The organism is Adhaeribacter radiodurans, from assembly GCF_014075995.1.
Lineage (GTDB): Bacteria > Bacteroidota > Bacteroidia > Cytophagales > Hymenobacteraceae > Adhaeribacter > Adhaeribacter radiodurans.
Genome location: NZ_CP055153.1, coordinates 5,314,476 through 5,339,747 on the forward strand (window position 1 = coordinate 5,314,476; position 25,272 = coordinate 5,339,747).

The window sequence follows — 25,272 nt, forward strand, 5'->3', positions numbered from 1 at the left end:
AAATAAACGAACACGACTTTAGTAGACCATTAAATAAATTAACGGGTGTAAAAAGTCAGCCCATTATTATTTAATAAATCAATTTAAACTGTAACATACAAAACCGTTTTAATTACAGTAAAGCAAAAATAAGCAATAAAAAAAGCTCTTCTAAAAATAGAAGAGCTTTTAAAAAGTAAAAAATAAATTCTAATTATTCCTCATCATAACTGGTATGACGAGCCCGGCCTTCGTAACCGCCCCGGTTACCCTGATAAGAGGAATTATATTGATCATCGTCCCGCTGATTTTGTGGCCCCCGTCCGTACTGCGAAGGACCGCCATAACCGCTTTGTCCTTGGTAGCGGGTACGCTGTTCGTGCTGTTCGTTGTTGCGGTAATTTCCGCCTTGCGAAGAATTGCCATAATTTGAACGGTTGCCGTAATCTTCGCCTCTATCGTATTGCGAAGAACCACCATAACCCGATCCACTGCCATAATTTCTGTTTTGGTCGCGGTACGACTCCCGGAACCGGTTATCATCCTGGCGTCCTTGTCCGCTGCCGTAGTCCGGCGAACCATATCCGGTACCGTTAGAGGCACCCCGTTCATTGCGTGGCGAACGGTATTCGTCGTTGTAAGAACCACCTTGCGAACCATAACCTCCTTGCTGGTTAAAACCACCTTGGCGTTCTTGTTGATTGCCATAGCCCCGCTGGTTGCCATAATCAGAATTAGAACCAGAAGAAGAACCTAACCGATCAGATGAGCCATGCTGCCGAGACTGATTATAAGATTGATTACGATCCTGATTCCCATAATTGTTGCCGTAGTTAGATCTGTTCGTCTGATCCCACTGCGATGAATTACCGTAGCCGCCCTGACCGTGGGAATCATCTTGCTGGCGGAAACGTGATTGCTGGTTCCAGTCTTGCTGATTACCTTGCTGGCCACGCTGCTGATTATAAGGCTGCTGTTGATTATGCCCGCTATTGCGCATATCGTGTCCGCCGTAACTGCCTTGGAAGCCACCACCATGCGTATGATTATTATACTCCCCGCCTTCCTGCAAACCATAACCGCCGCGGGTAGCAGATGGGTAACCGCTGTTATTATCTTCGTGTGAGCGCGGATTGCCGTATCCACCCTGGAAACCACCAAAATCACCGTAGTTATCATACCCGCCATAATTCTGGTGAGAGGGTTGAGAATACTGATCTCTCCTATCTTGCTGCCCATAGCCGCTAAAGCCGCCGTAACCAGCGCCTCCTCCACCAAAGTCTTGCTGGTGCCCATAACTACCGCCCTGGTTTCCCCAGCTGCCTCGTTGCTGAGTGCCGTAGTTATCATAGTCTGATTCTCCGTGACCTTCCCGATTTTGCTGCCGCGACCAATCATTGTTACCAGAGGACTGATTTTCCTGGTTGTTCTGGTTGTTCTGATTTTTATTTTGGTCGCTAAACTGATTCTGCTGGGTTTCAGATTGCGTTTTATTTTGGTCCGCGTTGGCGTTTGTTTTATCTCCAGCCTGGGCTAAATTACTTTTAGTATCCTTATTGCCGGAAGTTGCGGTGCCACTAGTTTTATTAGTAGTAATCTTAGCGGTAGTTTTATTTTTACTATCCGCATTAGTATCAGTTTTAGCTGCTACGGGAGTAGACTTTGCAATTGATTTTTTAGCTGCTTCTCCGCTGTCGGCTTTACTCTCTACTCTTTTACCAAAAAGACCTTCTGATTCTTTTTTATCTTCTTTGCCTTGATCTTTATTTTCCTGATTGGAGCTGGCGCTAGCTCCTATTCCACCAAAAGTATTATCATTTTTATTTTGGTTGGCAGAAGCCGTTGCATTAACAGACGCATTTGGGGTACCAGCACTAAAGTTATCTTTTTGGTCTTCAGCCTGATTTTTTTGTTCGTTTTCCATTTTTCACTCTGGTTTTAGTTGAAAGAAAATTCGGGCAAACTGCTGTTTGGCAGGTAAAAGGCCATTTAGTAAACCTTCTTCTCTTTTAAACAACTATTTGCTATACTATTCAATCTGTGATACTTCTGCTATACGAAGCCTTTTTTAGCTATGTTTTCGGGGAGCTTGCAACAGGTAAACCAGAAAGTAAACAACAAGGTAGTTTCTACCGCTTTTAAAACTTAGTTTGTTACTTTTTTAATGATTCTATTAAAGTAACTTAATGGAAAGTGATTATTTATTGAATAAATTAAAATTTTATAGATTAAAAAAGATTAGTATTTTACGAAATTATTTTCTGAAGGACTGCTTGCCAGCATAAATTATAGGGAAAGTTACTTATGGTTTATGCTGTGTAATACCAGCTACCGAATAAAATAAGTAAAATAAAAATTTCAGGAGTTGCAAACTGATTTTTAGTCAGATAATTGCAAAATTTTTAAAATTTAAATACAGAATTATAATAAATTAGTATTTTAGTGCCATAAACGCTCTTTTAAAACCAATTATTTTAAAAGAATCCAAAAAAAGTAGAGTCTGATATTCTAAATAGATAAAATATTAAATTAAATTTCTATCTTTGTATTAATTATTAATTTCACATTTTTTATGAAAACAGGTAAAGTAAAATTTTTTAATGAATCTAAAGGATTCGGTTTCATTGTTTCAGATGAAAATAGCCAAGATATTTTCGTTCATCAGAGCGGCTTGGTTCATGAGATTCGCGAAAACGACCGGGTTTCTTTTGAAGTAACCGAAGGAAAAAAAGGTTTGAATGCAGTTAATGTAGAGAGAATCTAACTAAAACAATATATTGCCTTATTGGCATCGTATTATTTTATGATTATCCCGTTCAGAAAACTGAACGGGATTTTTTGTTTTATACAGCTTTCTATAGGTAAAGAAACACTAGTATTAAGCTATTAGATATTAGGCTTTGGGGTAATCAATTAATTGATTATCAATCTTAAACCACAATAAAATTAGTAGTAAAATAGTAAATTAATTTTAATCAGTTACTTACTATCATTTTCCGGCTCCATTACTTTATCAATCATTTCCTGAACCTCTTCTACTTCTTCCGGCGCAGCTTCCGGAACTTCCTGCTCTTCGGCTTCTTGCGGTTCATAATTTAGGCGTAAGAACATCGGGAAATGATCGGAACCAAATTTAGACAACCGTTTAATGCGAATAAGCCGAAATGCCGGATCGTAAAATATATGATCTAAGGAATAACGGAAAAAAGGAATAAGGGCATTATAGGTATTAAAAAAGCCCCGGCCAATCCGGGGATCTAACAACCCACTGATTTTCCGGAACAAATTAGTAGTATGCGACCAGGCAACATCATTCAGGTCACCGACCACAATAGTGGCTAAAGGAGTGAGTTTTGCCAGCTGAGCTACTTGCAGCAATTCAGCTTCGCGGGTATCGGTATTTTTATCAAAATGCGGTGGCCGTGGATGCACAGTAAAAATATCAAAATGTTTGCCGCTTGGCAGTTCCAGAATTGCGTAAAAAGAAGGAATATCATCTTCTACAATAAACTGAATACGCTGCGATACAATTTTGAATTTACTAAAAAACATCATCCCGTAGGTATTTTCCTGCGGCTTTTTAATCGAGTATTCGTAATCCTTATCTAAGTCTTTTAAGGCATTGGCCCACTGCCGATTGGGTTCGTTTATCAGCAAAATATCCGGATCGTTTTCGCGCACTACTTTCAAAAATTTTTGATACTTGCGGTTCGACATCCGGACATTCGACACCATTATACTAAAGGAATTACGCGGTGCTTTTATTTTGCTCCGCAGCGCTTCTGTCTTACCTAAAGGGGTAAACCGGTAAATGTGTTTTATCTCGTTCGCTAAAGCTAAAGCGAGCAAAATAGTAAATAAAATTTCGCCGGTAGTTTGAAAAGGAACAAGGAACAGATACAGAATTAATGTAACTGCGATAAAAAAAGCTACCTGAACCCGAGGAAAATCTAATACCCGTATCCACCAGTAATGGGTTTTAATAAGAGGTAGAAAAGAAAATAAAATTAATAAGGCGCCAAATGCTTCAAGGGTAATTTTCATGCATTATAATATATAAAGATGTATTTGTATTATTACCCGTATTTTTACAGAAAGTTTTACGTATTTTAAATTTTATAAGCTGTATTTATCACCTATTCATTTAAACCCTCAAAATCGCTTATTAAGGAGCTATTTTTTCTACTCTAATTCCTATGGCCATAATACCTGGCAGAGGATCTTTGCGCATGTATTGCTTTAAACGTAATTGATAAGCTCCAGCCTGCGGAAACTTAAAATTTTTAATTGCCAGAAACTGATGATCAAAAATGTCACCCGAGCCATCGCCTAAGGGCCGACCGGTAACTTTATCCATCAAATACATTTCATGCAATTTTACGTGCAGTGTTTTTTTATCTGGTCCGGTTAACTCTGCGCGCACATATAAGTTGTAAAACTCATAAAATAAGGCATTCCGGATATTAAAATAAATATTATAAGAAGCTTGCGGATCCTCAATCGTAAAAGAAAACTGAGGCGCATTCCTTATCTGCCAATTGTTATTAGGTATGTCCTGATTTTCTTCGAATATCCGGTTTTTATCGCAGCCCGTTAAAGCTGCGATAAAAAATACCAGATAAAAATACCAACGCACCTGCATCATCATAGAGAAGCTGGTTTATCCGGCCGCGGCCCCTTTGGTTTATTGTGGTGCGGTCGCCGGTGCCGGTTCCGGGATTGTCCTTCGGAATTGCCTTCCGGTTTTACTTTCTCAGAAGAGGTAGCCGCCGTAGCAGCCATTGGAGCCGATCCATTTTCGGCTATTACTGTTATTGGCCGCGGTTTATTTTTTTTGTTTTTAAATTTGTTTTTAGGTCGGGCACTCGGTCCTTGCCCGGGAATAGCTGCATCATTTACCACTTCCGGGGTTTTAGCGTCTGGGCGTGCAGCAACCGGAATAGAAGTAGCCGCTTGTTCGCCTTTTGCTTCAGCGTTCTTTTTCTTCTTCTTTTTCTTCTTTTTCGGTTTATCAAATTTCTCGTCTAACCGCTCCAGATTTCCTTCTACCTGTTCCGACAAGCTAATTTCCTTTTTAGAATCCTCAGCTGCTACAACTAAAGTTTCAGCCTGAATTCCCTGCGCGTTTAATTCCAGAATCTCCTTTACGCGTTCTACCGGTACCGGATACCAGTTATTATCGTCGCGGAAGCCAAACCACATTAAACGTTTAAAAATATCGGTTTTTTGCAGTACCGCATCGCCTTTCAGGGTTAATAATGGCCGGGTAACGTTCGGAATATCTTTTAAAGCATCCATGTACGTTTCGAGCTCATAATTAAGGCAGCACTTTAAGCGGCCGCATTGCCCCGATAATTTGCTTGGGTTAAGCGATAAATTCTGATAACGGGCTGCCGTAGTAGAAACGCTTTTAAAATCAGTCAGCCAGGTAGAACAGCACAATTCCCGTCCGCAAGAACCAATACCACCCAAACGACCAGCTTCGTGGCGGAGACTAATCTGGCGCATTTCTACACGAATTTTAAATTCATCAGCTAGTTTTTTAATTAAATCCCGAAAATCTACCCGGTCTTCGGCCGAATAATAGAAAGTAGCTTTAGAACGATCGGCCTGGTATTCCACATCCGATAATTTCATTTTGAGTTTGCAATCCTGGATAATGGAACGAGCCCGGTACATAGTATCTGCTTCCAGATCTTGTACGGCCTGTAATTTTTCCATATCCTTTTCGGTAGCAACCCGGTAAATGCTTCGGATTTCTTCGTTGTTATCTACTTTCTTTTTCAGCATTTGCAGCCGAACCAATTCTCCTTTGAGCGAAACGTAACCAATGTGATGTCCATTGGGCACATCTACTACCACGGCATCGCCGGTAATAAGAGGTAAACTATTTATGTTGCGGTAAAAATCTTTTCGGCCGCCTTTAAATCTTACCTCAACTATATCAAATTCTTCGAATGAGGTTGGCAAATCCATGTCGCTCAACCAATCAAAGACATTTAAGCGGTTACAACCGCCGGTACTGCACCCGCCGTTGCTTTTGCAGCCTTTGGTATCGGTACTGCAACCGCCGCTAGAACATGAACCACATCCCACCTTAAATTCTCCTTATATCTTAAATTCCTGTTTTCTTTAATTATCTACATCGTATATAACACGATAAGAACAAATATACACAAAAACCGAAATTCGACTAATTTAAATAAAAAGCCCTTTTCAGACTTATTATTCTTTAATGAAATTAAAAATTTACTAAATATTTGCGAATCCCATTAGTATACTTGTTGAAGACAGAAAAGTAACCTAAAAAATTCGATTGTAAGAGGCAAAAAAAGAGCAGGTAATTACAACCTGCTCTTTAATTTCTTACACCTGGCTCTCTATCTGTTCATTAAGGTTTTAAAACTACTTTAACGCAGTTATCTTCTTTTTTCTTAAAAATATCGTAGCCGCGCGGCGCTTCTGCTAAAGGCAAAGTATGCGTAATAATATCGTTGAGCATTACTTTTCCTTCTTGCACCAGACTCATTAAGTGGTCGATATACACTTGCACCGGAGCTTGAGTGCCCATTAAGGTAATGCCTTTATCAAACCAACGGCCAATCGGGAAATTGTCGTAAGGCATTCCGTATACGCCCACCACGCTTACTACACCGGCACGCCGCACTGCCCGCATACAAGTTTCGAGTACTTTAGTAGTTCCTTTTTCGAAATTAATTACAGCTTTTGCTTTTTCCAGCACATTGCGATCTGCCTCCATCCCCACCGCATCAATGCACACATCGGCGCCGCGGCCTTCGGTCATACTGCGAATCAGTTCTACTACTTGGTCTTCACTTTCCCACAGAATGGTTTCGGAATTAGCCGCTTTTTTAGCCATATCTAACCGGTATTGCTGCACGTCAATATTAACTACGCGAGCCGCTCCCATTATCCACGCCGATTTAGCCGCCATAATTCCCACAGGGCCCGCTCCAAAAATAGCTACTGTTTCGCCCCCTCTAATTTTGCCCCAGTCAGCGGCGGCCCAACCAGTGGGAAATATATCGGTTAAGAAAAGTACTTGCTCGTCGGTTAATCCGTCGGGTACCAGGCGCGGACCATAATCGGCGTAAGGCACTCGCACGTACTCGGCCTGGCCACCGTTAATGCCGCCATACAAATCGGTGTAACCAAATAAAGCAGCGGCTTTTTCGGTCATTAAACCACCATCCGGACCGTAGTTTTTATTAGAATTCTCGCATTGGGTTGGCCATTTATGCGTACAGAAGAAACACTGGCCGCAAGCAATTGGGAAAGGTACCACTACGCGGTCGCCTTTTTTTAAATTACTTACTCCCGAGCCTACTTCTTCTACAATTCCCATAAACTCGTGCCCTAGTACCATATTGCGCATCTGGGGTACAAAACCATCTAAAATATGTAAGTCAGACCCGCATATAGCAGTAGAGGTAACCCGAATAATGGCATCGCGGTTATCTTCAATTATGGGATCATCTACAGTTTCGACGCGTACATCGTTTATTTTGTGAAATACAAGGGCCTTCATAGTTTTATTTTGGATGGTGGAACATAAGCAGCACCAGGAAAAGGTACCGCCATAATTCCTTCTCTAACGAATTAAGGTAAAGCTGGTTGTTGAATACCTAAGTATTTTAGCCACTGTTTTTTTATGTTTTACAGTAGAAATACAGAGAAGAGAATTTACTTATTGCAGGAAAATAAACGTGGCTGTAATACCTAAACAGTCTAACTGCGAGAACGACTATTTTTACCTAGGTTCGCCGCCTTAACAGAATAGTTTCTGCTTCTTTATAAGAGAGAACAACAGAATGCTGCTTAACTTTTGTAAAATTCAATATTTTCTGGTTACTTTTAGACCAAAGGCAATAAAACTGCTGGGCACTTAGAATTTCTATTATGAAACTCCTGCTTTTTCTAATTATTTCTATTGGGGTATTTATTACTACCACCTTTTCTTCTGTTTGGGAAAGCTCCAAAATTGTAACGAATCACAGTATAGTTAACTCTACAAAGTCTGCCCAAGCGCTTCCTCGTATTGCCATTGCGGGGTTAGGTATTGAATCCAGTACTTTTTCGCCGGCGCTCACCAACGAAGAAGCTTTTCATGCCAAATACGGCACACAGGTTTTTACCTCTTATCCTTTTTTATCCACCGATTCATTACTCCGGAAACAAGCTACCTGGGTACCCACCATTGTTGGCAAATCCTTACCCGGCGGCGCAGTTACCCGTGAGGCTTACGAATCGCTGGTAAGAAAAACGTTGGATTCACTTAAAAAACACGCCCCGTACGATGGACTTTTCTTTGACCTTCACGGGGCAATGAGTGTAGTAGGCCTGGATGATCCGGAAGGTGATTTTATTACCCGCATCCGAAAGGTAATTGGCACGAATACCTTAATTTCTACCTCCATGGATTTACACGGCAATGTATCGTGGCGATTGGCTCAAAATACCGATTTAATTACTTGTTACCGCATGGCCCCTCACGAAGATGCCATGCAAACCAAAAAGCGAGCAGTTCAGAACTTAATTAACCGCTTAAAAAGTGGCCAGGGAAAACCGGCTTACAAAGCCTGGATTCCGGTACCTATTTTATTACCCGGCGAAAAAACCAGTACCCGCATTGAACCCGGTAAAAGCATTTACCAGGCGGTAGCTCCGGCGGCCGCGCAAAAAGGAATTATAGACGCCGCAATCTGGATAGGATACGCCTGGGCCGATGAACCCCGTAATCACGCGGTAGTAATGGTTACCGGCGACGATAAAGTTAAAGTAACCCAAACCGCCGAGCAGCTAGCCAAAAATTTCTGGCAGGCCCGTTCGCGTTTTGCTTTTGTGGCTCCTACCGGTTCTTTAAAAGAAAGCCTGGATAAAGCCCTAGCCAGTAACAAACATCCTTACTTTATTAGTGATTCCGGCGACAACCCAACTGCCGGAGGAGCCGGTGATGTTACTTGGACCTTACAGCAAATATTAGCTCGTCCGGAGTTTAAAAATGAAAACGGGCCTTCTTTAATTTATGCCTCTATTCCGGGCCCTGAATTAGTAAAAAAAGCTATTGCTGCTGGGGTAGGTAATAAAGTAGACGGAGTAGTGGGTGCCCAGGTAGATGCCCGCTTTGCTCCCCCGGTAAGACTTACTGGTACCGTAACAGCCATTGAACACGGCGATACCAATGCCGAAACCGAAGTAGTGGTTAAAGTGGGCAGCGTACACGTAATTGTTACCAAAAAACGAAAACCTTATCATAAAGAAAAAGACTTTACCCGCTTGGGCCTAAATCCTCGTCAATCGGATATTGTAGTGGTAAAAATTGGTTACTTGGAGCCGGAACTTTACGCCATGCGCGCCGATTGGATAATGGCACTTACTCCCGGCGGCGTAGATCAGAACTTAGAAGGTTTAACCTACAAAAGAATTAAACGCCCTATGTTTCCTTTCGATAAAAACATGAAAGATCCGGACCTTTCGGCCAAATTGGTACCTGCTTCGGATAAATTATAATCTTATTAAAGGAGTTTATTTCCTAATTTTGGAAGCTCGTTTTACGCAGAGATTGCTTTGACTGCTTTAATCCGCTACTTAAAGTTTTCCCTTATAAATACAGTTATCTTTTACTTTATCTCTTCCCAGAAATACTCTGGCCGCTACGCGGTCGCCCCGGAACCGGATGGCACCTACGCTTATTTTTTTATCATGAACCCATTCATTTCGAAAGGAAACTACGATATCGAAAGTTTACTCACCAAAATGTATGGGGCAACAACTGGCAAAGAACACTTTAAATTATATAACGAGGCTCTGGGCAACGAAGGCAGGCTCTATAAAGAGGTGCAATCCCGCAATTAATAAAATAACTCCTTTTACTATTTTGTTTTCTGGTGGCGCCTGCCGGAAAACATTTTAAATAAATGTATTTTAAATAACTACTAAATTGTATTATTAGGGTGCGAAATTCACTTTAGTCTTTCCTTGTACTCCTTATTATGCATAGAAGAACGTTTATTAAAACAACGGCAGTTGTTGGTGGAAGTTTTACGCTGGCCGGAAGCGCTGCCTGGGCTCAAGCCACCAGCCCCAAAGAAAGTTTGTGGTTTGACCGGTGCATGCGGTGGGCGCAGTTAGCCTTTGTAGAAACTGACCCCGGCAATTACGACCCGGATTTCTGGCTGGATTATTTTAAACGCTTACATGCCGATGGGGTATTGCTTAGTGCGGGTGGCATTGTTGCCTTTTACCCTACTAAAGTGCCCTTGCATTACCAAAGCGCCTGGCTGAAAGATAAAGACGTGCTCGGCTATTTAGTAAATGGCTGCCGAAAAATGAATATGTCGGTAATTTTGCGTACCGACCCGCATGCCGCCCGGCAAAACGTGGTAGATGCCCACCCAGATTGGATTCATACAAATATAAATGGTGATAAACGGAAACATTGGGCTAACCCGGAATTATGGGTAACCTGCGCTTTAGGTCCCTACAACTTCGATTTTATGAAGCAGGTGAATCAGGAAATAATGACCCGTTACCAGCCCGATGCCATTTTTTCTAACCGGTGGTCGGGCCACGGTATTTGTTACTGCGAACATTGCAAACGCAACTTTAAAGCTTTTTCGGGTTACGACTTGCCGCGTTCCACTTCCGTCAATAATAGCACGGCCATGGCCTCCGGCGATAAAAACGATCCTGCTTACCGGAAATACGTGGCATGGCGCACCGAACGTTTACGGGAATTATGGTTTTTGTGGGATAGCGAAATACAAAAGCAAAAAGCAACAGCCCGGTTCATCCCGAATGGCTTTCCGGATAAATTAGTAACCGGTCAGAATTCTGATTTCTTTTTTGCGGACCAGCAGGCCCGTAGCGGCGTGATTCCGCCGTGGTCAAATGGCAAACACGCCAAAGAATTGCGGGCTACCATGGGCATGAAACCTCAGGTGGGCATTTTTAGCGTGGGCGTAGAAGAACAATACCGCTGGAAAGACTCGGTGCAGGATAATGCAGAAATAAAAATTTGGGTAGCCGAAGGTACCGCAAACGGTTTATTACCTTGTTTTGTAAAATTCGGGGGGCAAATTTACGATAAACGCTGGCTTACCACCGTTGAAAAACTGTATCAGAGCTATTATAAAAACGAAAAGTATTTGCGTAATACGGCTCCACTAGCACGCGTAGGAGTAGTATACTCCGAGCAAACTGCTAAAAATTATGGCGATAAAGCGTGGCAGAAAAATTACCCCGACCACGCGAATGGAGTATACCACGCCCTGATTGAAGACCGGATGCCTTTTGAAATGGTAAACGACCGCTTGCTGGATGCCGAACACCTGAAACCTTATAAATTATTAATCCTGCCCAATATTGCGGTACTTTCCCAGGCTCAATGCGACCAGCTGCGGCAGTTTGTAAACGCCGGGGGCAGTTTAGTAGCTACCTTCGAAACCTCGCTGTACGATGAAGAAGGTAAGCAACGTCCGGATTTTGGCTTAGCCGATTTATTGGGGGTGAGTTACAACCAGGAAGTAGAAGGCCCCCTCCAGAATAGTTACCTGCGGCTCAAGAGTGATGCTAGTACGAATACCTTTCATCCAGTTTTAAAAGGTTTAGAAGATGCTTATCGCATTATCAATACTACTCACCGCGTGAAAGTAAAACCCAACGGTACTTTCCCCAGCCCGGTAACCTTGGTGCCGTCTTACCCCGACTTACCGATGGAAGATGTTTTCCCGCGGAAACCCGATACCGATACCCGCGAACTTTACCTGCGCGAAGTTGGGAAAGGCCGGATAGCGTATATTCCGGGCGATCTGGATCGCGCTTTCTGGCAAATTATGAGCTCCGATCATGGGAAACTGCTGCGGAATACTATCAGGTGGGCTTTAAACGAAGCTCCCTTGGTAGATGTAACCGGGCCTGGAATTATTGATGTAACTGCCTGGCAGCAGAAAAACTCTATGACCGTTCATATAGTAAATTTGACTAACCCTATGCTGCTAAAAGGACCTTTCCGGGAGTTAATTCCGGTAGATGCCCAGGTAAGCATCCGGGTACCAAAAAATAAAAAAGTTACCGGTGTGCATTTACTATTAAGCGAACAAAAACCAGCATTTACGATAAAAGATGGACTGATAAACTTAAAAGTAAGCCAGTTAGCCGATCACGAAATTATTGCCTTGGACGTAGCTTAATGAATACCAAATAGTATAAAGTAGTTAAAACATTCCTTCTTCTCCTTAATTATACAAAATTCGGAAGAAATGCCTTAGCTAAGAATAAAGACACCAGTTTGGCTGTTGAGGGCCTTCTAAGGTTCCGGTTTTGCGCAGCAAAATTCCGCAGCGGAGCGAGGAAAGGAAGCTTAGACCGCCCTCAACAGCCAAACGAGGCCCGCCGGCCATGAGGCGAACTTAGGCTTGTCAAACAAGTTAGCACCAATGCCTGGAGACTTGCAAAGGCTCCAAAGAACAACATCAAAGACCACTATAGCAATTATTTCTTACAATTTAGACTACTACGATAAAAAAATGACCAAATTTTAATGCTACGAGCAAGTCCCGTTCGGCATTAGAATTTGGTCATTTAGGCTTAATGTAACAACTAGCAACTGAAATCTGCTGGTTGTTTTATTCTGGCTTTAATCACATACTTACTTACTTTTTAACCTGGTAGGCTACTACTTTATTCGCGAAAAAGGTAGGTACTAATAGTAAATTTTGTTCCGGAATATATTCAATATCGGCGGCATTTACTTTTTCGGCTTTGGTATCGAGCAATTTAGTTACCTGGCCACTGGCGGTTACATAATTGATTTCGCCGTTCCAGTTAGAAATAATAAAATCTTTACCGTACGGAATAATACCATCACCGCCTTGTAATCCTTCGGCTATTTTACGCAGCTCTTTCGTGGTTTTATTTACCTCGTAGAAAATGCCCGCCGTCATATCAATCATGTAAAATTTGTTTTGATGCGCCAACAAGCCATTCGGTTTTTGAAAATGGTCTTTTTCCAGCCACACCTCTGCCTGGTTATTTTGTAAGCGGTATACTCTTTTTTTATCGGAGTCCGACACATACACCACTCCTTGCGCATCCACGGTAATATCGTTTAACATACCGGCATCGGCTACGGGTATAGTACGAACCACTTTGGCGGTTTTAGTATCAATTACCACTACTTTGGTGAGATCGGCAACGTACAAAAGCCCTTTCGATAAACCCAACCCTTTCGGTGAATCCATGCCTCCTACGACCCACTCTACTTTCTGAATATCGCCGTTTAAAGAAATCCGGGCGATAGAACCATTGCCATCGGCGTTGCCCGCCGGGTTGTTAATGTTAGAAGCATAAAGCACCTTATTGGCTTTGTCGTACAATACAGACTCCGGCTCTTTTAGAGTAGCGGGGGTTTCCCACTTTTTAACCAGACTTACGGTTTGAGCCACTGCCGGGCTACTTATTTGAGTAAAACCCAACAACAAAGCGCCCAATAAACAAGATTTAGCAAATCGATTTTTGTTCATAGTATTAGGTAAGATTAAGCGTTCAATTTCATTTAATTTTAGAAATATAGGTAATCCTTCACAGGCTTGCAACAATCTGGTTTTAGTGTTTGCCATTTAAATAGATTAACCACCCCACCAGCCTGGCTTTAACGAGCCTAGGCAAGCCTGTTTTCTACTTCACTGATAGCTTATAAACGGTAGTAGATTGGTAGGTCTCGCCGGGACGGAGCGTGGTAGTAGGAAAGTTCAGGTGATTAGGCGAATCGGGGAAATGCTGGGTTTCGAGGCACAAGCCAAAACGTTTCGTATACGGCACTCCTTCTACTCCCTGTACTTTTCCATTTAAATGATTAGCGGTATAAATTTGCACGCCCGGTTCGGTGGTATACATTTCCATATACCGGCCACTTACGGGCTCGTATACCGTAGCCCCCAGTTTTAATTTTTTCGATTGGTCGGTAAAAACCCAGCAATGGTCGTAGCCGTGGCCGTATTTTATTTGCGTATCCATGGTATCGTTGATGCGGGCACCCACTACGGTGGGTTTAGTAAAATCGAAAGGTGTTCCGGCTACTGCTTTTAACTCCCCGGTTGGAATTTGAGTAGCATCGGTGGGCAGAAATTTATTCGCTTTTATCATTAATTCCTGGTTCAGAATATCGCGCTTCATGCCGCTTAAGTTAAAATAAGCGTGATTGGTAAGGTTTACTACCGTTACTTTATCGGTGGTAGCCCGGTAATCAATGCGCAAAGCGTTATCTTTTTGCAGGGTATAGGTTACGTCTACGTTTAAAGTACCGGGGTAACCTTCTTCGCCGTCCGGCGAGGTGTAATGCAGTTTCAGGGAAGGTTCGGTACCGTTGGTAGAGGTGGCGGTCCATAATTTTTTATCAAAACCTATTTTACCCCCGTGCATGTGGTTGCCGCTGCCGTTGGTAGGTAAGGCATATTCTTTACCATCCAAAACGAGTTTACCTTTAGCAATGCGATTGCCGTAACGGCCAATTATAGGACCAAAAGCGGGAGTACCTTTTAAATAATCCGCGAAAGTGGGCACGCCCAGGGTAATATTTTCTTGTTTTCCGTTCTTATCCGGTGCCGCCCAGGTAACAATGTAGCCGCCGTAATTAGTAATTTTCACTTCCATACCCGCCGCATTGCGCAGCGTAAACAACTGCGCTTCCTGCCCGTCTGGCATTTTACCAAATACCTCTTGCGTAATACCTGCTTTTTGTTTTTCTGATTTTGGATTGATAAAAGCTACTAGAAGAATAGCGCACGTAAAAAGCAACAGAATCCGGAATTTCATAGCTCTGGAGTTTAGAAAGAGACTGGGAAATATAGTAAATTTTTGTTTAGTATGCAGGAAGGTAGCCCCCTTTAATCGTGCCTATATGGTCCGAAAGCTTATTAAAACAAAGATTAGACTACATCTCCAGCCATCCGGTGCAGGAAAATTGTATTTGGCGCACCTTCTGGAAGAACATAATAACTTCTTTAGCTGGTATTATTTAAACATCTTATCCGCCAAATTACTATTTACTTTTACCTCTGAAACTTTGAACTCAATCGGTGGACCGGCAATTGGACTAGTTATCGTGTAGGGTACTTTAATACCGTTGCCGGCTTCGCGGTAATCGGCGTATTCTTCTACCCGGGTTTCGGTGGGCGATATTTTTATTTCTTTTAATTTTAAGCCGGTATTCAGGTCGTAATAGCTCTTCCTTGCTGTTCCGTTGGCCGCAGTGGCGGTAATTAAGTAGGCTGGTTTATCATTTACTATTCGTAGCCGGGGATCCAGCGTTAGGTTATAGGTATTACTCCCATAATTTAATTCTGGAAAAATAGCCACCGATTGCTTCAGAAGAGCTTTATAATCGTCGGTGAGCGGTACTTTCTGGTTATTATAGGTAACAGTAGCACTATCGCCACTTACCGCTCCCCAAATAGCAATGTTAACCGAGGGCACCCGAATTTCCTGGGCATATTGATTCGGGAGTTTATGGTTCATTACTAATTTCACGGCCGTACCCTGAATAACCCCAGCTGCCGTAAAAGAAATATCTTTTACATTTTTCAGTTTTTCGGCTCCGCCCACGGCATTAATGTATTTCCGGATTACCTGCGTGGCCGTTATACCGGCCGGCATATCCAGACCGCTTATGGCATTATTATCCGGATTTATATCAGGGAAAAGATGCTCAGGATCAATGGTAATTAAATTTATTTTGGATGTAGATTTATAAGAAAAAGTCCAGGTGCTGCCCCGCTGCCAGATTTCGGCGGGCAAGTTCACGGTACCGGTTTTTCCATTTTCTTCTTTAACCTGAATGGTAACCGGCAAAGCCATTTCTTCCAGGTTTTCGAGGGTAATCAATGCCCCTTTCGCAGCATCATTACCTACGTAACGGAGGTCTCTTAAGGCTTGATCCAGTTTCCGGTCGGTAAAAAACCATTCTTTCCAGAACCAGCTTAAGTCTTCGCCGGCGGCATTATCCATACTGTGAAAAAAGTCCCAGGGAGTTGGGTGCTTAAATGCCCAGCGTTTAATGTACGTTTGAAAAGCATAGTCAAACCGCTCTTTTCCTAAAATCTGTTCGCGCAAAATAGTAAGCCCCATGGCCGGTTTATTATAAGCGGCTTCTCCTAAATAATCGCCCGGTAATACATCCGGAGTATTTAAAATGGGTTTGGCCTTGGGGCCAAAGGTATTCTGGGCACTCCGCTGCACATTTTCTTTCGTGTAGTATTCGCCGTTGTTAAAGGCCTTTGCGTTTAAGGAATTGATAAAAGTATTAAAACCTTCATCCATCCAGGCGTATTTACGCTCGTTAGAACCCACAATCATCGGGAACCAGTTATGACCAAATTCATGGTCGGTAACGCCCCATAAGCCGGCGCCTTTGCTGTTAGCTCCACAAAAAACAATACCCGGATATTCCATACCCGATACAATGCCGGCCACATTGGTAGCTACTGGGTAAGTATATTCGTACCATTGCTTCGAGTAAAGTTCAATGCAAGCTTTCACGTATTCCGTCGATCGTCCCCAGGCCGATTGGCCACCACTTTCCAGAGGGTACACCGATTGGGCCAAGGCTTTTTTGCCACTGGGCAGATTAATCCGGGCGGCATCCCAAACAAAGGCTTTAGAAGCTGCCCAGGAAGCATCGCGGGCATTTTTACAGAGAAAGTGCCAGGTAAGCGTATTCTTTTTCGGGTAACTGTTGTGCGCCACTACCTCCGCCGAATCTTTAATGACCACGGTTTGATCGCTGTTTTGCGCTTTGGCCAAACGACTAATAGCAGTAGGCGTTAAAACTTCCTTAGGATTTAGTAATTCACCTGAACCTACTACTACCAGGTCGGCCGGGGCAGTAATGGTATAATCCAGATCGCCGTATTCCAGGTAAAATTCCGATGCACCCAGGTACGGAATGGTATTCCAGCCGCTCACGTCGTCGTACACTTCCATACGCGGATACCATTGCGCTATTTCGTAGATCCAGCCGTATTTGGTTTTTAACCGCCCTAACCGGTCTGTTCCGTATTCCGGAACCTCAAAATTGTAGGTAATCTTAATCTGTATTTTGTTCCCTCCGGCTTTTAAAGCTTCTTTTAACTTAATCTGCATGCGGGTATCCGAAACCAGATAATCTACCGGTTCCTCCTTTTTCTTCTGGATAATAGATACCGATTTAATTTCGTCTCCTTTGGTAAAGGAACGATGAGAATAACGGCCACCGGTTACCGGACTGGTAGCTACCCCACGCGAATCTTCTCGGTAGATATTCTGGTCGAGTTGCAGCCATAAAAAAGGTAATTCGTCCGGACTGTTATTGGTATAGGTAATTATAGTACTGCCACTTACCTGATGCTGGGCGGTATCGAGCGAAACGGTAATTTGGTAATCGGCTCTGTTTTGCCAGTATTTGCTGCTGGGAGCGCCACCGGCAGTTCGGTACTGGTTGCCGTTTTCTTTATAAAATAAAGGATCAAATACTTTTAGCTGATCGTATTTACTAGTGGTGCCAGAGGTAACCTGAGCCTGGCTGCTTTGAAAGAAAAAAAAGAAATTTAACCAAATAAGAAAAAGAGGATACGCTTGCTTCATCGGGAGATGGTTTGGCTATAATTTAAAAGTAAATTTATTATTTATAAGACAGGTAAGCTAATGATACGAAATGGAAACAATAAGGGTGTATCGGCTATAAGTAGCTAAGAATAAATAATATTAGGTTATCCGTGAACGGATATTGTCTGGTGAAAGGAGAAAGATTTAGTAAATTATTTTTTTTCTAATTGTATCATCCTCTCCCTATCCCCTCCGAAGGGGTAGGTCCGTTAAGTTCTAATAAATTCCTGTTTTCTCGTGAAGATTATTCAGGAGGCCGCCGGCCGGGTGAACCGATTTACTTTTACTAAGAAAAACAAAATTTCCTACCGGCCAGAGGCCGGACGATGAACATCACGAGCGAGGACGCTCGCGATAGAAACAGGTTACAGACTCTATTATTCCTATTCCTGGGTAAGCAAAACCGGGTAGCTTGGTAAAATCATAGCCACTGCTAACAACTAATACTAATTGCCACAACCATTTAGAACAACCCATTTAGTAGTGGTTTTTAGAAAAAAGCTCTAAAATAAGGCCGGCTTACCAACGGCGAAAAGGCCCAGGGAATAGACGAAAGAATAAGTACCAGGCCGATAGTAAACCAAATAGCCATAGTTTTAAACTTCTGTTTGTCATCAGTCAGGCGTTTGACTTTGCTGGAGCCAATGGTAATTAAAACCAGGGATAAAAACATAATAAAGCTATGCTCCATCCCGAAAAACCGGATTTCTCTTTGGTGCAGGGCATCTTTAAAATAATGCAAAAAGTAAGTAGTTAACGGACTGAGGTAATACAAAAATAGCCCGATCGTTATTTGAATATGCGCGAAGCTGGTGGCTATGTTCCGGATAATATTATCGCTTCGGGAATATTGTTTATTCGTGAACCAGCCTTTATACGCATAAATAATTGCTAAAAGCAAACTAGCTAAAACTAACCACCGCACCAAAGAGTGCAAAGCTAATAACGTAGGATACATGCCCGCTTGAAATTAAGATTCTAGAATAAAGGGTACCTGGATTAGTGATATAAATATAAAGAAAAAGACCTGACCGTACTGCTGTAAACAAATAGGCTTCAATCAAATAAATTATTCTTAAGCTTTATAACGGTATATAATTTCAGTTTCGGTGATACTGCATTTGTGGCCCTATCTGCCTGAAGATTATTTTAAACTTTGGTATTTAACATTCAGGAAATTTTAAACAATTAAAGTACCCTTTAACCTTAATTAAAATGACAACCTTGAAGTTAAAACTAAACAATAATAACTTAGACCAACTCGTACACTACTTAATTAAGGATGGAAAATTTGATTACGAAAATCACGGCGAAGATATGTCCATTCTTATAAGCGACAACCTTCTTCTGTTAAACCTGGCAGTTCACCTGAATATAGTCATCTTAAAAAAGGCAGCTTCTTCTATTTACATAGATGTTATAAGCGGTGGAGGAGAAGATAACCTGTTGCATTTAGCAGAAAAAGGATATGCCAACTCCAATGCCCTACTAATGTATGATTATGCCGAATTATACGAACTCCAAATAGAGCAAATACAAGAAAGTTAATACTTTGCAAAAACCTTAATAAAATTGCAAACGGACTTTGGTAAATGATAATTGGTGACTGGTAAATGGTAAATGGTAAATGAAATATCATTAAATTAAGGAATGACGCGTATTGTAAAATTTAATCAGATGTTTTAAATCCTCCACCTACCCCCTCAAAAGGGGACTTTTTTCATCTGATTGGCTTCACTTAATTACATGGCTTTAATAATACGCGTAATAAGTATAATCCGTAAAAATCCGCGATTCAGACGACTTGCTTTAATAAACGTTTCCAGGTGCCTTTTTGCCAATTGTATTTAATTGTACTGGGCAAAGCTTTCCAGAAGTACGAATTAAGCTCCACGGCGAAACTTGGCTGCATGTAACAATTAATAGTACAACCTTCGCAGGCGGGTAAACGCCCCTCCAAGGCTACAAGCTGCCGTATTTCTTCGGAGCGATATAATTGCTTTAAATTCCTGGTAATTTTAAATTTCTGTTCGCCCAAATGGTAACAAGGTAAAATTAATTCGTTCTCCGGCGAAATAACTAAAGTAGTGCTGGCGGCTTTACAAACGGGATCGGAAATATGATTGCCGCCATCGCGGCGCAACTGCATAAAAGCTTCGTTCAGGTACACGTTCCGGCGCTTGCCAAAAGCCGAGAGGTAATCCAGATCGGTGGGCGTTAAAGGAGTCCCGGTTTCGACAGTGTTGTACGAAAATGCCGGATTAAGGAGCAGCATTAAATTATTGGGCAGCGCTATTTCGTGGTAAACCCGTTCTACCTGGTCTATATTGCCGCTAAAAACGGTAAATAAAATATCGGGTCGTTCGCCTAAGCTTTTTGCTATCCGGATAGATTCCTGCACAAAATCAAAACAAGCTACTCCCCTGCCCTGGTCGTGCAAATTTTTATCGGCGGCATCCAGCGAAAAATGCAGCATATCTACCTTGCCTCGTAAACGCTCTGCCCATTTGGGATATAACAAACCATTAGTGGTAAGGGTAGTAATAAAACCCATTTGATGCGCTAATGCCAAAAAAGTATCTATCTGCTGATGCAGCAAAGGCTCGCCGCCGGTAAAATCAATTACCTGCACGCCTAATTCCCGTAAATCGCGCAAATTCTGCTCTACATCGGCCAGTTGTATATACGGCGACGGTTTTTCCCAGATATCACAGAACGAACACCGGGCATTGCAGCGGTACGTAACGTAATAATTACACAAAACTGGGTGACGAACAAGGCGCATGCTAGGGGTTGCAAGTTACAGGTTGCAAGTTACAGGTTAAATTTGGTTGAAGAGTTGGAAAGTTAGAAGGTTGTAAGGTTGTAAGGTAAATACAGAAAAAAGTAAATAGTAATAGTAAATAGTAAATTCTGATTCACCTACACGAATACCATGAAGCAATACAGGTAAAAGTCCCCCTTCGGAGAGGGTAAGGGGAGGAAACTACCTTTGCCTCAGCTACAATTGCATTTTTAAATTTTTTACTTATTTAGGGCACCGGGTACGAAGTAGCCAGAACCAACCGGAATAATTTTAAACTACTCCTAAACCAGAACCCGGCTGAGGCAAAAATTTATTACGAGTGGGAGAAAAACCTATTGCGTATTCCCGAAAGATTCTCTAAGTTTGCAACCCCATCGTAAAACAACGCTCCGGCGTTTTTAGCGAAAAGGAAGCTACAAATTGCCCAGATGGCGGAATTGGTAGACGCGTTGGTCTCAAACACCAATAACTTCACGGTTGTGCCGGTTCGACCCCGGCTCTGGGTACTTATTTATCTTATAAAGCCTTGTAAACTAATCATTTACAAGGCTTTTTGGTTTTCAGGGGACAGTATAGGGGACGGTTTATAACATTAATCTAGATTAAATATTTTAATTAAAACCTTAACTATTTATGTTTAGGTAGTTGCCATTTTTGAAGAAACAACTAACGCATTCATTTTTTCATTAAACCTATTAGTATCTACATTTTCAGATTTTTCCCAATTTGGTAAATATCCTTTCTTCGAAATAGACCTGTGTAAACAATCAATGATACTATTATTATTAAGTGGAATTCCATTTTCCAATTCTAACTTTAAAAAAGGTCCTCCAGCCAGGGGCACTACTAAGGCGAAACCATCTAAGTATTGAAAATTATGATGTGTTTCCATATAACTTCCAAAACTCGACTCTAAGAAAGCTATTCCTATATTAACAGATAAATCTGCCAATGTATCAATTGAGACAAAGCTCTGAGTTCCATTAAGCAAAACATAAACATGAGCTATTGAAATTGGGTCTACTCCGAACGAACATAAAGCTGCTGAAGCGGAAGTTTTTTCATGGGGAGATAAATTTAATTTTAGAAGCTCCGCTAGTTGATTTTGGGCCCAATCTTTAATAATAGTTGGACTAGCAGAATAATCTCCCTGGTCTCTTTTTGCGGATTTAGGTTTATAATCAATAAAACCAATAAAATTTTCTGAATCTCTTGCATGGACAGTTGAAGCCAATCCTCCAATAGTGGTAATACTAAGAAAATTTTGCTCTTTTTCTGTTTGTGTATTTATTGCAGCTAATCCAAGTATCTTTTCGTTTTCAATGATTGGCTTTAATCTATTTACGTTTACTGAAATATATTCTTTAATTGAAATATTAGGTATATATCCTGAAAATGAGATATCATTAAGCCATTTTTCCTTATCAAAATTTTCACTTTCTATACTCTCATGAATATTTACCTCAAGACTTTCATTTTCCTTATAAAAAACAGGCACATCTAATCCTGCACAAAGAGCAGCTAAATAATTCTTAAAAGGCACATAAAAATTTTTTGCCCCGCTTCTATTAGTTGTTATTAACATACTCAAGTCCTCTCTTAAATAGTTATCATTTAATTGTAATTTAACTTGAGTTGATATTAAAGAACTAAATCCTTCAACCGGTCCTTTAGTTATTATTGGCCTTAAGGTAAATCCAGAAGAAAATTTAAGCTCTTTAATATCCGAGATACCTTCATCCCATCTTCTTGTAGCAATAAAGACTTTTTGTGCAACCATAAAAACAGAATAGAACCCAATACCGAATTTACCTACAGATTTAAAGTTAGAGGAACGCAAACCCGGAAATTCACTTTGTACTAAAGAGGAAGTCCAAAAACTTGTACCAAAGTCAAGTAAAGGACCTGTTAATACTCTTTCAGACATCCCTATACCGTTGTCTTCTATAAAAAGCCAAAGCGAATCATCAATATTTTTAATTTTGACAAGAATTTTACCAACAAAATCCATTTCAGAAAGTAAACGAGCTTTTATGGAATCACGGGCATTTTGTATTAATTCCCTAATAGCAACCCCAAACAAATCAGAATGCGTGCCATATAGCATTTCACCTCCAAGGTTCTGCACCAATTTCTCAATATTACTTACATGGACATGAGCAGAACAAGGTTTCCAACCAACTGCTTTTACAAAGTTTGCTAAACTTTCAGGTGATTCAACTCCTTTTACTTTTTTCACTTTAAAAGAAATACCATTCCGGGTATCTAAGAGAGTGTTGCAGGACTGTAGCTCTTTATTTAATAGATATAAAGCATCGTATACAACGAACCAAGATTCAGATTCAGCTTCTGCTTCATTAAAATCAATAGTTGAAGTAAATAACAGCGTATTTTTGTTAGGGTCAGATTGGTCAATATCTACAGCAGCAAGTCTATTTTGAGCTTGCCAATGTAAAAATGAGACTCCTTTTCTCTTTAATAATGCGTGTAAGAAATCAGGTGCTCGTTCATTATTAATATGTGAGGCATCAGCACACCGAAGTAGACAGGCCAATTTTACTGGATCTATTCGCCATTCTGTTGGAAAATTTGCTAAGGCATTGAGTTGCGAAGGCAATTTCGATGCTACCATTTCAACATCCCAGTGATGGCTAGCAGCAATCTGACCAATTAATTTACCAAGATGTTTACGTAAATTTTGGTTTTCTAACAAATAGATTTCCTGTTCAGTATCTGGGTCAATCCAACTTTTTCCCAGCAATGTTTCTGCTTGTATTGCATGTAATTGTCTAAGTGCATAAAAATCAGCTATATTTTTTTTCTCTTCTTCAGATATTTTTAAATCTTCTAAAGAGGAAAATGCATCTTTCCATTGCAAAGTTTCCCTAATTCCAATTTGACCATTCTCATATGCTTCAAAACAAAGTGCTGAGTCATGAAGTAAAATAGCTCCTCCTAAAACAAACCCTTCAAGTGGTGAAATTGGGAAATCCTCTCCAGCTATAAGACTGGCAGTTTCCCATAATGCGTCCAAATGGCTAATGTCATGTTGAGTAAGTCCCGGTAGTTCACCTGTAATTCTTACAACTAAAAAAGAAACATTTTCTCTTAACTTAAAAAAAGAGGAACGAAGCTCTTCTCTTTTAGTAGAGAATGTATCTTTTTTTTGACTTGCTAAAGTTTTTTTCCAAATTATTGTGTTCTCAATTCTACTTAAAGACATGTGTTCTTTTTAATACAGTAAGGTTGTAGATTACAAGAATGTCAAGATATGCAATTCAATTAAAAGTGACAATCATAAACAAAAGAACCGGGTTAGACCGGCTCTCCTGTTAAATCCCTATAAATTTAAAATAATGCAGTTGATTCTTGGCATTGTAGAAAGTAAAGGAAAAAGTTTATTGACCTAAAATGCTTATTTTATATCCAATATCCAATTAATCTTTTGCTTAAGTGGAAGCTCAAGAGTCGTAAGTTTCTCTCTCAATAACCTACAAATTATACATTTTCCTTATTTACATCCTCTGAATTCACGATTGTTAAAATAAACTTGTGTTGCTTTTACTTTAGCCTTACAAAAGGAGGATACCTATTTTTACGTTTACGGGAACTTGGCATTTTACTTATTTTAGAGTTTGTAAAATTTGTTTATTCTTCAATGCTAAACAGTCATAAAACCGCATAGTTGTTTTATCCAAAGGAATAATGTGCAGGGTGTAATAATCTTTAGGCTTTACTTTTATTTCCTCCTTCTTGAGCCTGTGAAACTCATCCAAAGTGGCATAATCTGAACGGAAGTGAGTATAAAGAGCAGAAATATCCTTCGAGCAATTCCAAACCTGACACCTGAATTCTGCCTTATTCTTAGTTATATACTTGGTTAAGTATACTCCGACGCTTTTCGGGCTTTTGGTGGTTATCCGCTTTACATCAAAAGCAGAGGAAGGTTTTAAATCTACTCTCCTTATTCCTTTTAACTTTAAATTGATTATATTATAGCTTTATTTTTTTAGGTAATATTCTTTTTAAATAAGGATAATAAGTATAAGTCGCACCCACATTTACCAAGTATTTAACGCAAATTAATTACCTTATTTACAATAACTTATATCTAAAAAATTTAAATAATTACAAACCGGAACTTAAGTATTAATAACTTGTTTTCAGTTTACTTAGGAGCGTGGATCTCCCTTAATAGTTATAAAAATCATTCCTTTAATTATTGATATCGCAAAGTATGGTTCTACATGATGGTATTATTACCCTCGATTATAATCCGGCTCAAGATGTGCTCATCACCAGTATGCCCGATATTAAAACGTTTGGTCTTTCAGAAGTAAGTTATTGCCTGGGTCTGATTGTGGAATATATTCGTAATTACGATATTAAAAAGCTTTTGCTCGATTCCAGCAACTCGGTGGTAGAAGTAGAAGACGAAGCGTACAAAACCATTACTACTCAATTTGCGCTAAACCTGATGAACACCCGCTTAAAGAAACTAGCGCGGGTAGGAACCACCAATACGAACCGCGAAGAAAGTTCAGCAAAGATTTCCCAGGAAATTAAACAGGAACTGAACCTACCTATCGAATACAAAAGTTTTAACGGCAAAGCCGAAGCTATGGAATGGTTATTAGCTTAAGAATTACTGCGTAGGAAAACAACCACCCCTACCCCTCTTAAACTTAGGTGGTGAGTTTTTTCCTCAACTTATCCTCTATCATTTCATTTGTCTCTTTACTTAGTGCCTCTAAGCTTACTATTTAGGTAAAGGTTATTTATCTATTCCTGAAAAATAATTTAGCTGGATTTTACTTTTCTTAACC

General features: G+C 40.7%; 18 protein-coding genes and 1 tRNA gene. 7 read left to right on the top strand and 12 right to left on the bottom strand.

The genetic code is table 11. The features are described 5' to 3' along the window. Positions 1-193: 193 nt before the first annotated feature. The gene (locus HUW48_RS21270) at positions 194-1,903 is read right to left on the bottom strand and encodes a hypothetical protein (RefSeq protein ID WP_182412843.1); all 1,710 of its coding nucleotides are present in this window, start codon (positions 1,901-1,903) and stop codon (positions 194-196) included. Between the two features lie 648 nt (positions 1,904-2,551). Between HUW48_RS21270 and HUW48_RS21275 the strand changes: the two genes are divergently transcribed. Beyond that, positions 2,552-2,743 (top strand): cold-shock protein, encoded by a 192-nt coding sequence (locus HUW48_RS21275; RefSeq protein WP_182412844.1) that lies wholly within the window; start codon positions 2,552-2,554, stop codon positions 2,741-2,743. Positions 2,744-2,958: 215 nt separating this feature from the next. Here the strand turns inward: HUW48_RS21275 and HUW48_RS21280 are convergent, their stop codons facing one another. The 4 genes from HUW48_RS21280 to HUW48_RS21295 all read right to left on the bottom strand — a co-directional run bounded on the left by HUW48_RS21280 (position 2,959) and on the right by HUW48_RS21295 (position 7,528). Beyond that, on the bottom strand, positions 2,959-4,023 hold the full coding sequence (locus HUW48_RS21280) for an endonuclease/exonuclease/phosphatase family protein (protein WP_182412845.1): 1,065 nt from the start codon (positions 4,021-4,023) through the stop codon (positions 2,959-2,961). Between the two features lie 121 nt (positions 4,024-4,144). Further along, on the bottom strand, positions 4,145-4,627 hold the full coding sequence (locus tag HUW48_RS21285; protein ID WP_246343566.1) for a gliding motility lipoprotein GldH: 483 nt from the start codon (positions 4,625-4,627) through the stop codon (positions 4,145-4,147). Continuing rightward, complete coding sequence (locus HUW48_RS21290; RefSeq protein WP_182412846.1) at positions 4,624-6,075, bottom strand: PSP1 domain-containing protein; 1,452 nt, start codon at positions 6,073-6,075, stop codon at positions 4,624-4,626. The genes HUW48_RS21285 and HUW48_RS21290 overlap by 4 nt, the downstream gene beginning before the upstream one ends. A gap of 295 nt (positions 6,076-6,370) precedes the next feature. Continuing rightward, entirely contained in the window at positions 6,371-7,528 is a 1,158-nt protein-coding gene (locus tag HUW48_RS21295) for a zinc-dependent alcohol dehydrogenase (RefSeq protein WP_182412847.1), read from the bottom strand. A 371-nt stretch (positions 7,529-7,899) separates the two neighbouring features. Between HUW48_RS21295 and HUW48_RS21300 the strand changes: the two genes are divergently transcribed. The 3 genes from HUW48_RS21300 to HUW48_RS21310 all read left to right on the top strand — a co-directional run bounded on the left by HUW48_RS21300 (position 7,900) and on the right by HUW48_RS21310 (position 12,191). Beyond that, complete coding sequence (locus HUW48_RS21300; RefSeq protein ID WP_182412848.1) at positions 7,900-9,510, top strand: M81 family metallopeptidase; 1,611 nt, start codon at positions 7,900-7,902, stop codon at positions 9,508-9,510. Between the two features lie 57 nt (positions 9,511-9,567). Then, the gene (locus HUW48_RS21305) at positions 9,568-9,855 is read left to right on the top strand and encodes a hypothetical protein (protein WP_182412849.1); all 288 of its coding nucleotides are present in this window, start codon (positions 9,568-9,570) and stop codon (positions 9,853-9,855) included. A 137-nt stretch (positions 9,856-9,992) separates the two neighbouring features. Continuing rightward, positions 9,993-12,191 (top strand): beta-galactosidase trimerization domain-containing protein, encoded by a 2,199-nt coding sequence (locus tag HUW48_RS21310; protein ID WP_182412850.1) that lies wholly within the window; start codon positions 9,993-9,995, stop codon positions 12,189-12,191. A 78-nt stretch (positions 12,192-12,269) separates the two neighbouring features. On the opposite strand, the gene HUW48_RS27370 is transcribed toward HUW48_RS21310, so the two are convergent. The 5 genes from HUW48_RS27370 to HUW48_RS21330 all read right to left on the bottom strand — a co-directional run bounded on the left by HUW48_RS27370 (position 12,270) and on the right by HUW48_RS21330 (position 18,598). Next, positions 12,270-12,401 carry a hypothetical protein gene (locus HUW48_RS27370; RefSeq protein ID WP_262891464.1) on the bottom strand — a complete coding sequence of 44 codons (132 nt, stop codon included), beginning with the start codon at positions 12,399-12,401 and terminating at the stop codon, positions 12,270-12,272. A 252-nt stretch (positions 12,402-12,653) separates the two neighbouring features. Then, positions 12,654-13,523, bottom strand: a complete 870-nt coding sequence (locus HUW48_RS21315; protein ID WP_182412851.1) for an SMP-30/gluconolactonase/LRE family protein — start codon at positions 13,521-13,523, stop codon at positions 12,654-12,656. 154 nt (positions 13,524-13,677) lie between these two features. Beyond that, a complete protein-coding gene (locus tag HUW48_RS21320) occupies positions 13,678-14,814 on the bottom strand; it encodes an aldose epimerase family protein (protein ID WP_182412852.1) in 1,137 nt (378 codons plus the stop codon). Positions 14,815-15,012: 198 nt separating this feature from the next. Further along, entirely contained in the window at positions 15,013-17,619 is a 2,607-nt protein-coding gene (locus HUW48_RS21325) for a M1 family metallopeptidase (protein ID WP_182412853.1), read from the bottom strand. Positions 17,620-18,130: 511 nt separating this feature from the next. After that, positions 18,131-18,598 (bottom strand): hypothetical protein, encoded by a 468-nt coding sequence (locus tag HUW48_RS21330; RefSeq protein ID WP_182412854.1) that lies wholly within the window; start codon positions 18,596-18,598, stop codon positions 18,131-18,133. 257 nt (positions 18,599-18,855) lie between these two features. On the opposite strand from HUW48_RS21330, the gene HUW48_RS21335 reads away from it, so the two are divergent. Then, complete coding sequence (locus HUW48_RS21335) at positions 18,856-19,188, top strand: hypothetical protein (protein WP_182412855.1); 333 nt, start codon at positions 18,856-18,858, stop codon at positions 19,186-19,188. Positions 19,189-19,435: 247 nt separating this feature from the next. Here the strand turns inward: HUW48_RS21335 and HUW48_RS21340 are convergent, their stop codons facing one another. Continuing rightward, positions 19,436-20,425, bottom strand: coding sequence for a radical SAM protein (locus HUW48_RS21340; RefSeq protein WP_182412856.1), 990 nt, complete (start codon positions 20,423-20,425; stop codon positions 19,436-19,438). A 443-nt stretch (positions 20,426-20,868) separates the two neighbouring features. Here HUW48_RS21340 and HUW48_RS21345 point away from each other — a divergent pair. Next, positions 20,869-20,952, top strand: a tRNA-Leu gene (locus HUW48_RS21345). Positions 20,953-21,083: 131 nt separating this feature from the next. On the opposite strand, the gene HUW48_RS21350 is transcribed toward HUW48_RS21345, so the two are convergent. After that, positions 21,084-23,669: an HD domain-containing protein gene (locus HUW48_RS21350; RefSeq protein ID WP_182412857.1), complete on the bottom strand. Its 2,586-nt coding sequence runs from the start codon at positions 23,667-23,669 to the stop codon at positions 21,084-21,086. A 1,014-nt stretch (positions 23,670-24,683) separates the two neighbouring features. On the opposite strand from HUW48_RS21350, the gene HUW48_RS21355 reads away from it, so the two are divergent. Beyond that, positions 24,684-25,088 (top strand): hypothetical protein, encoded by a 405-nt coding sequence (locus HUW48_RS21355; protein ID WP_182412858.1) that lies wholly within the window; start codon positions 24,684-24,686, stop codon positions 25,086-25,088. Positions 25,089-25,272: the final 184 nt, after the last annotated feature.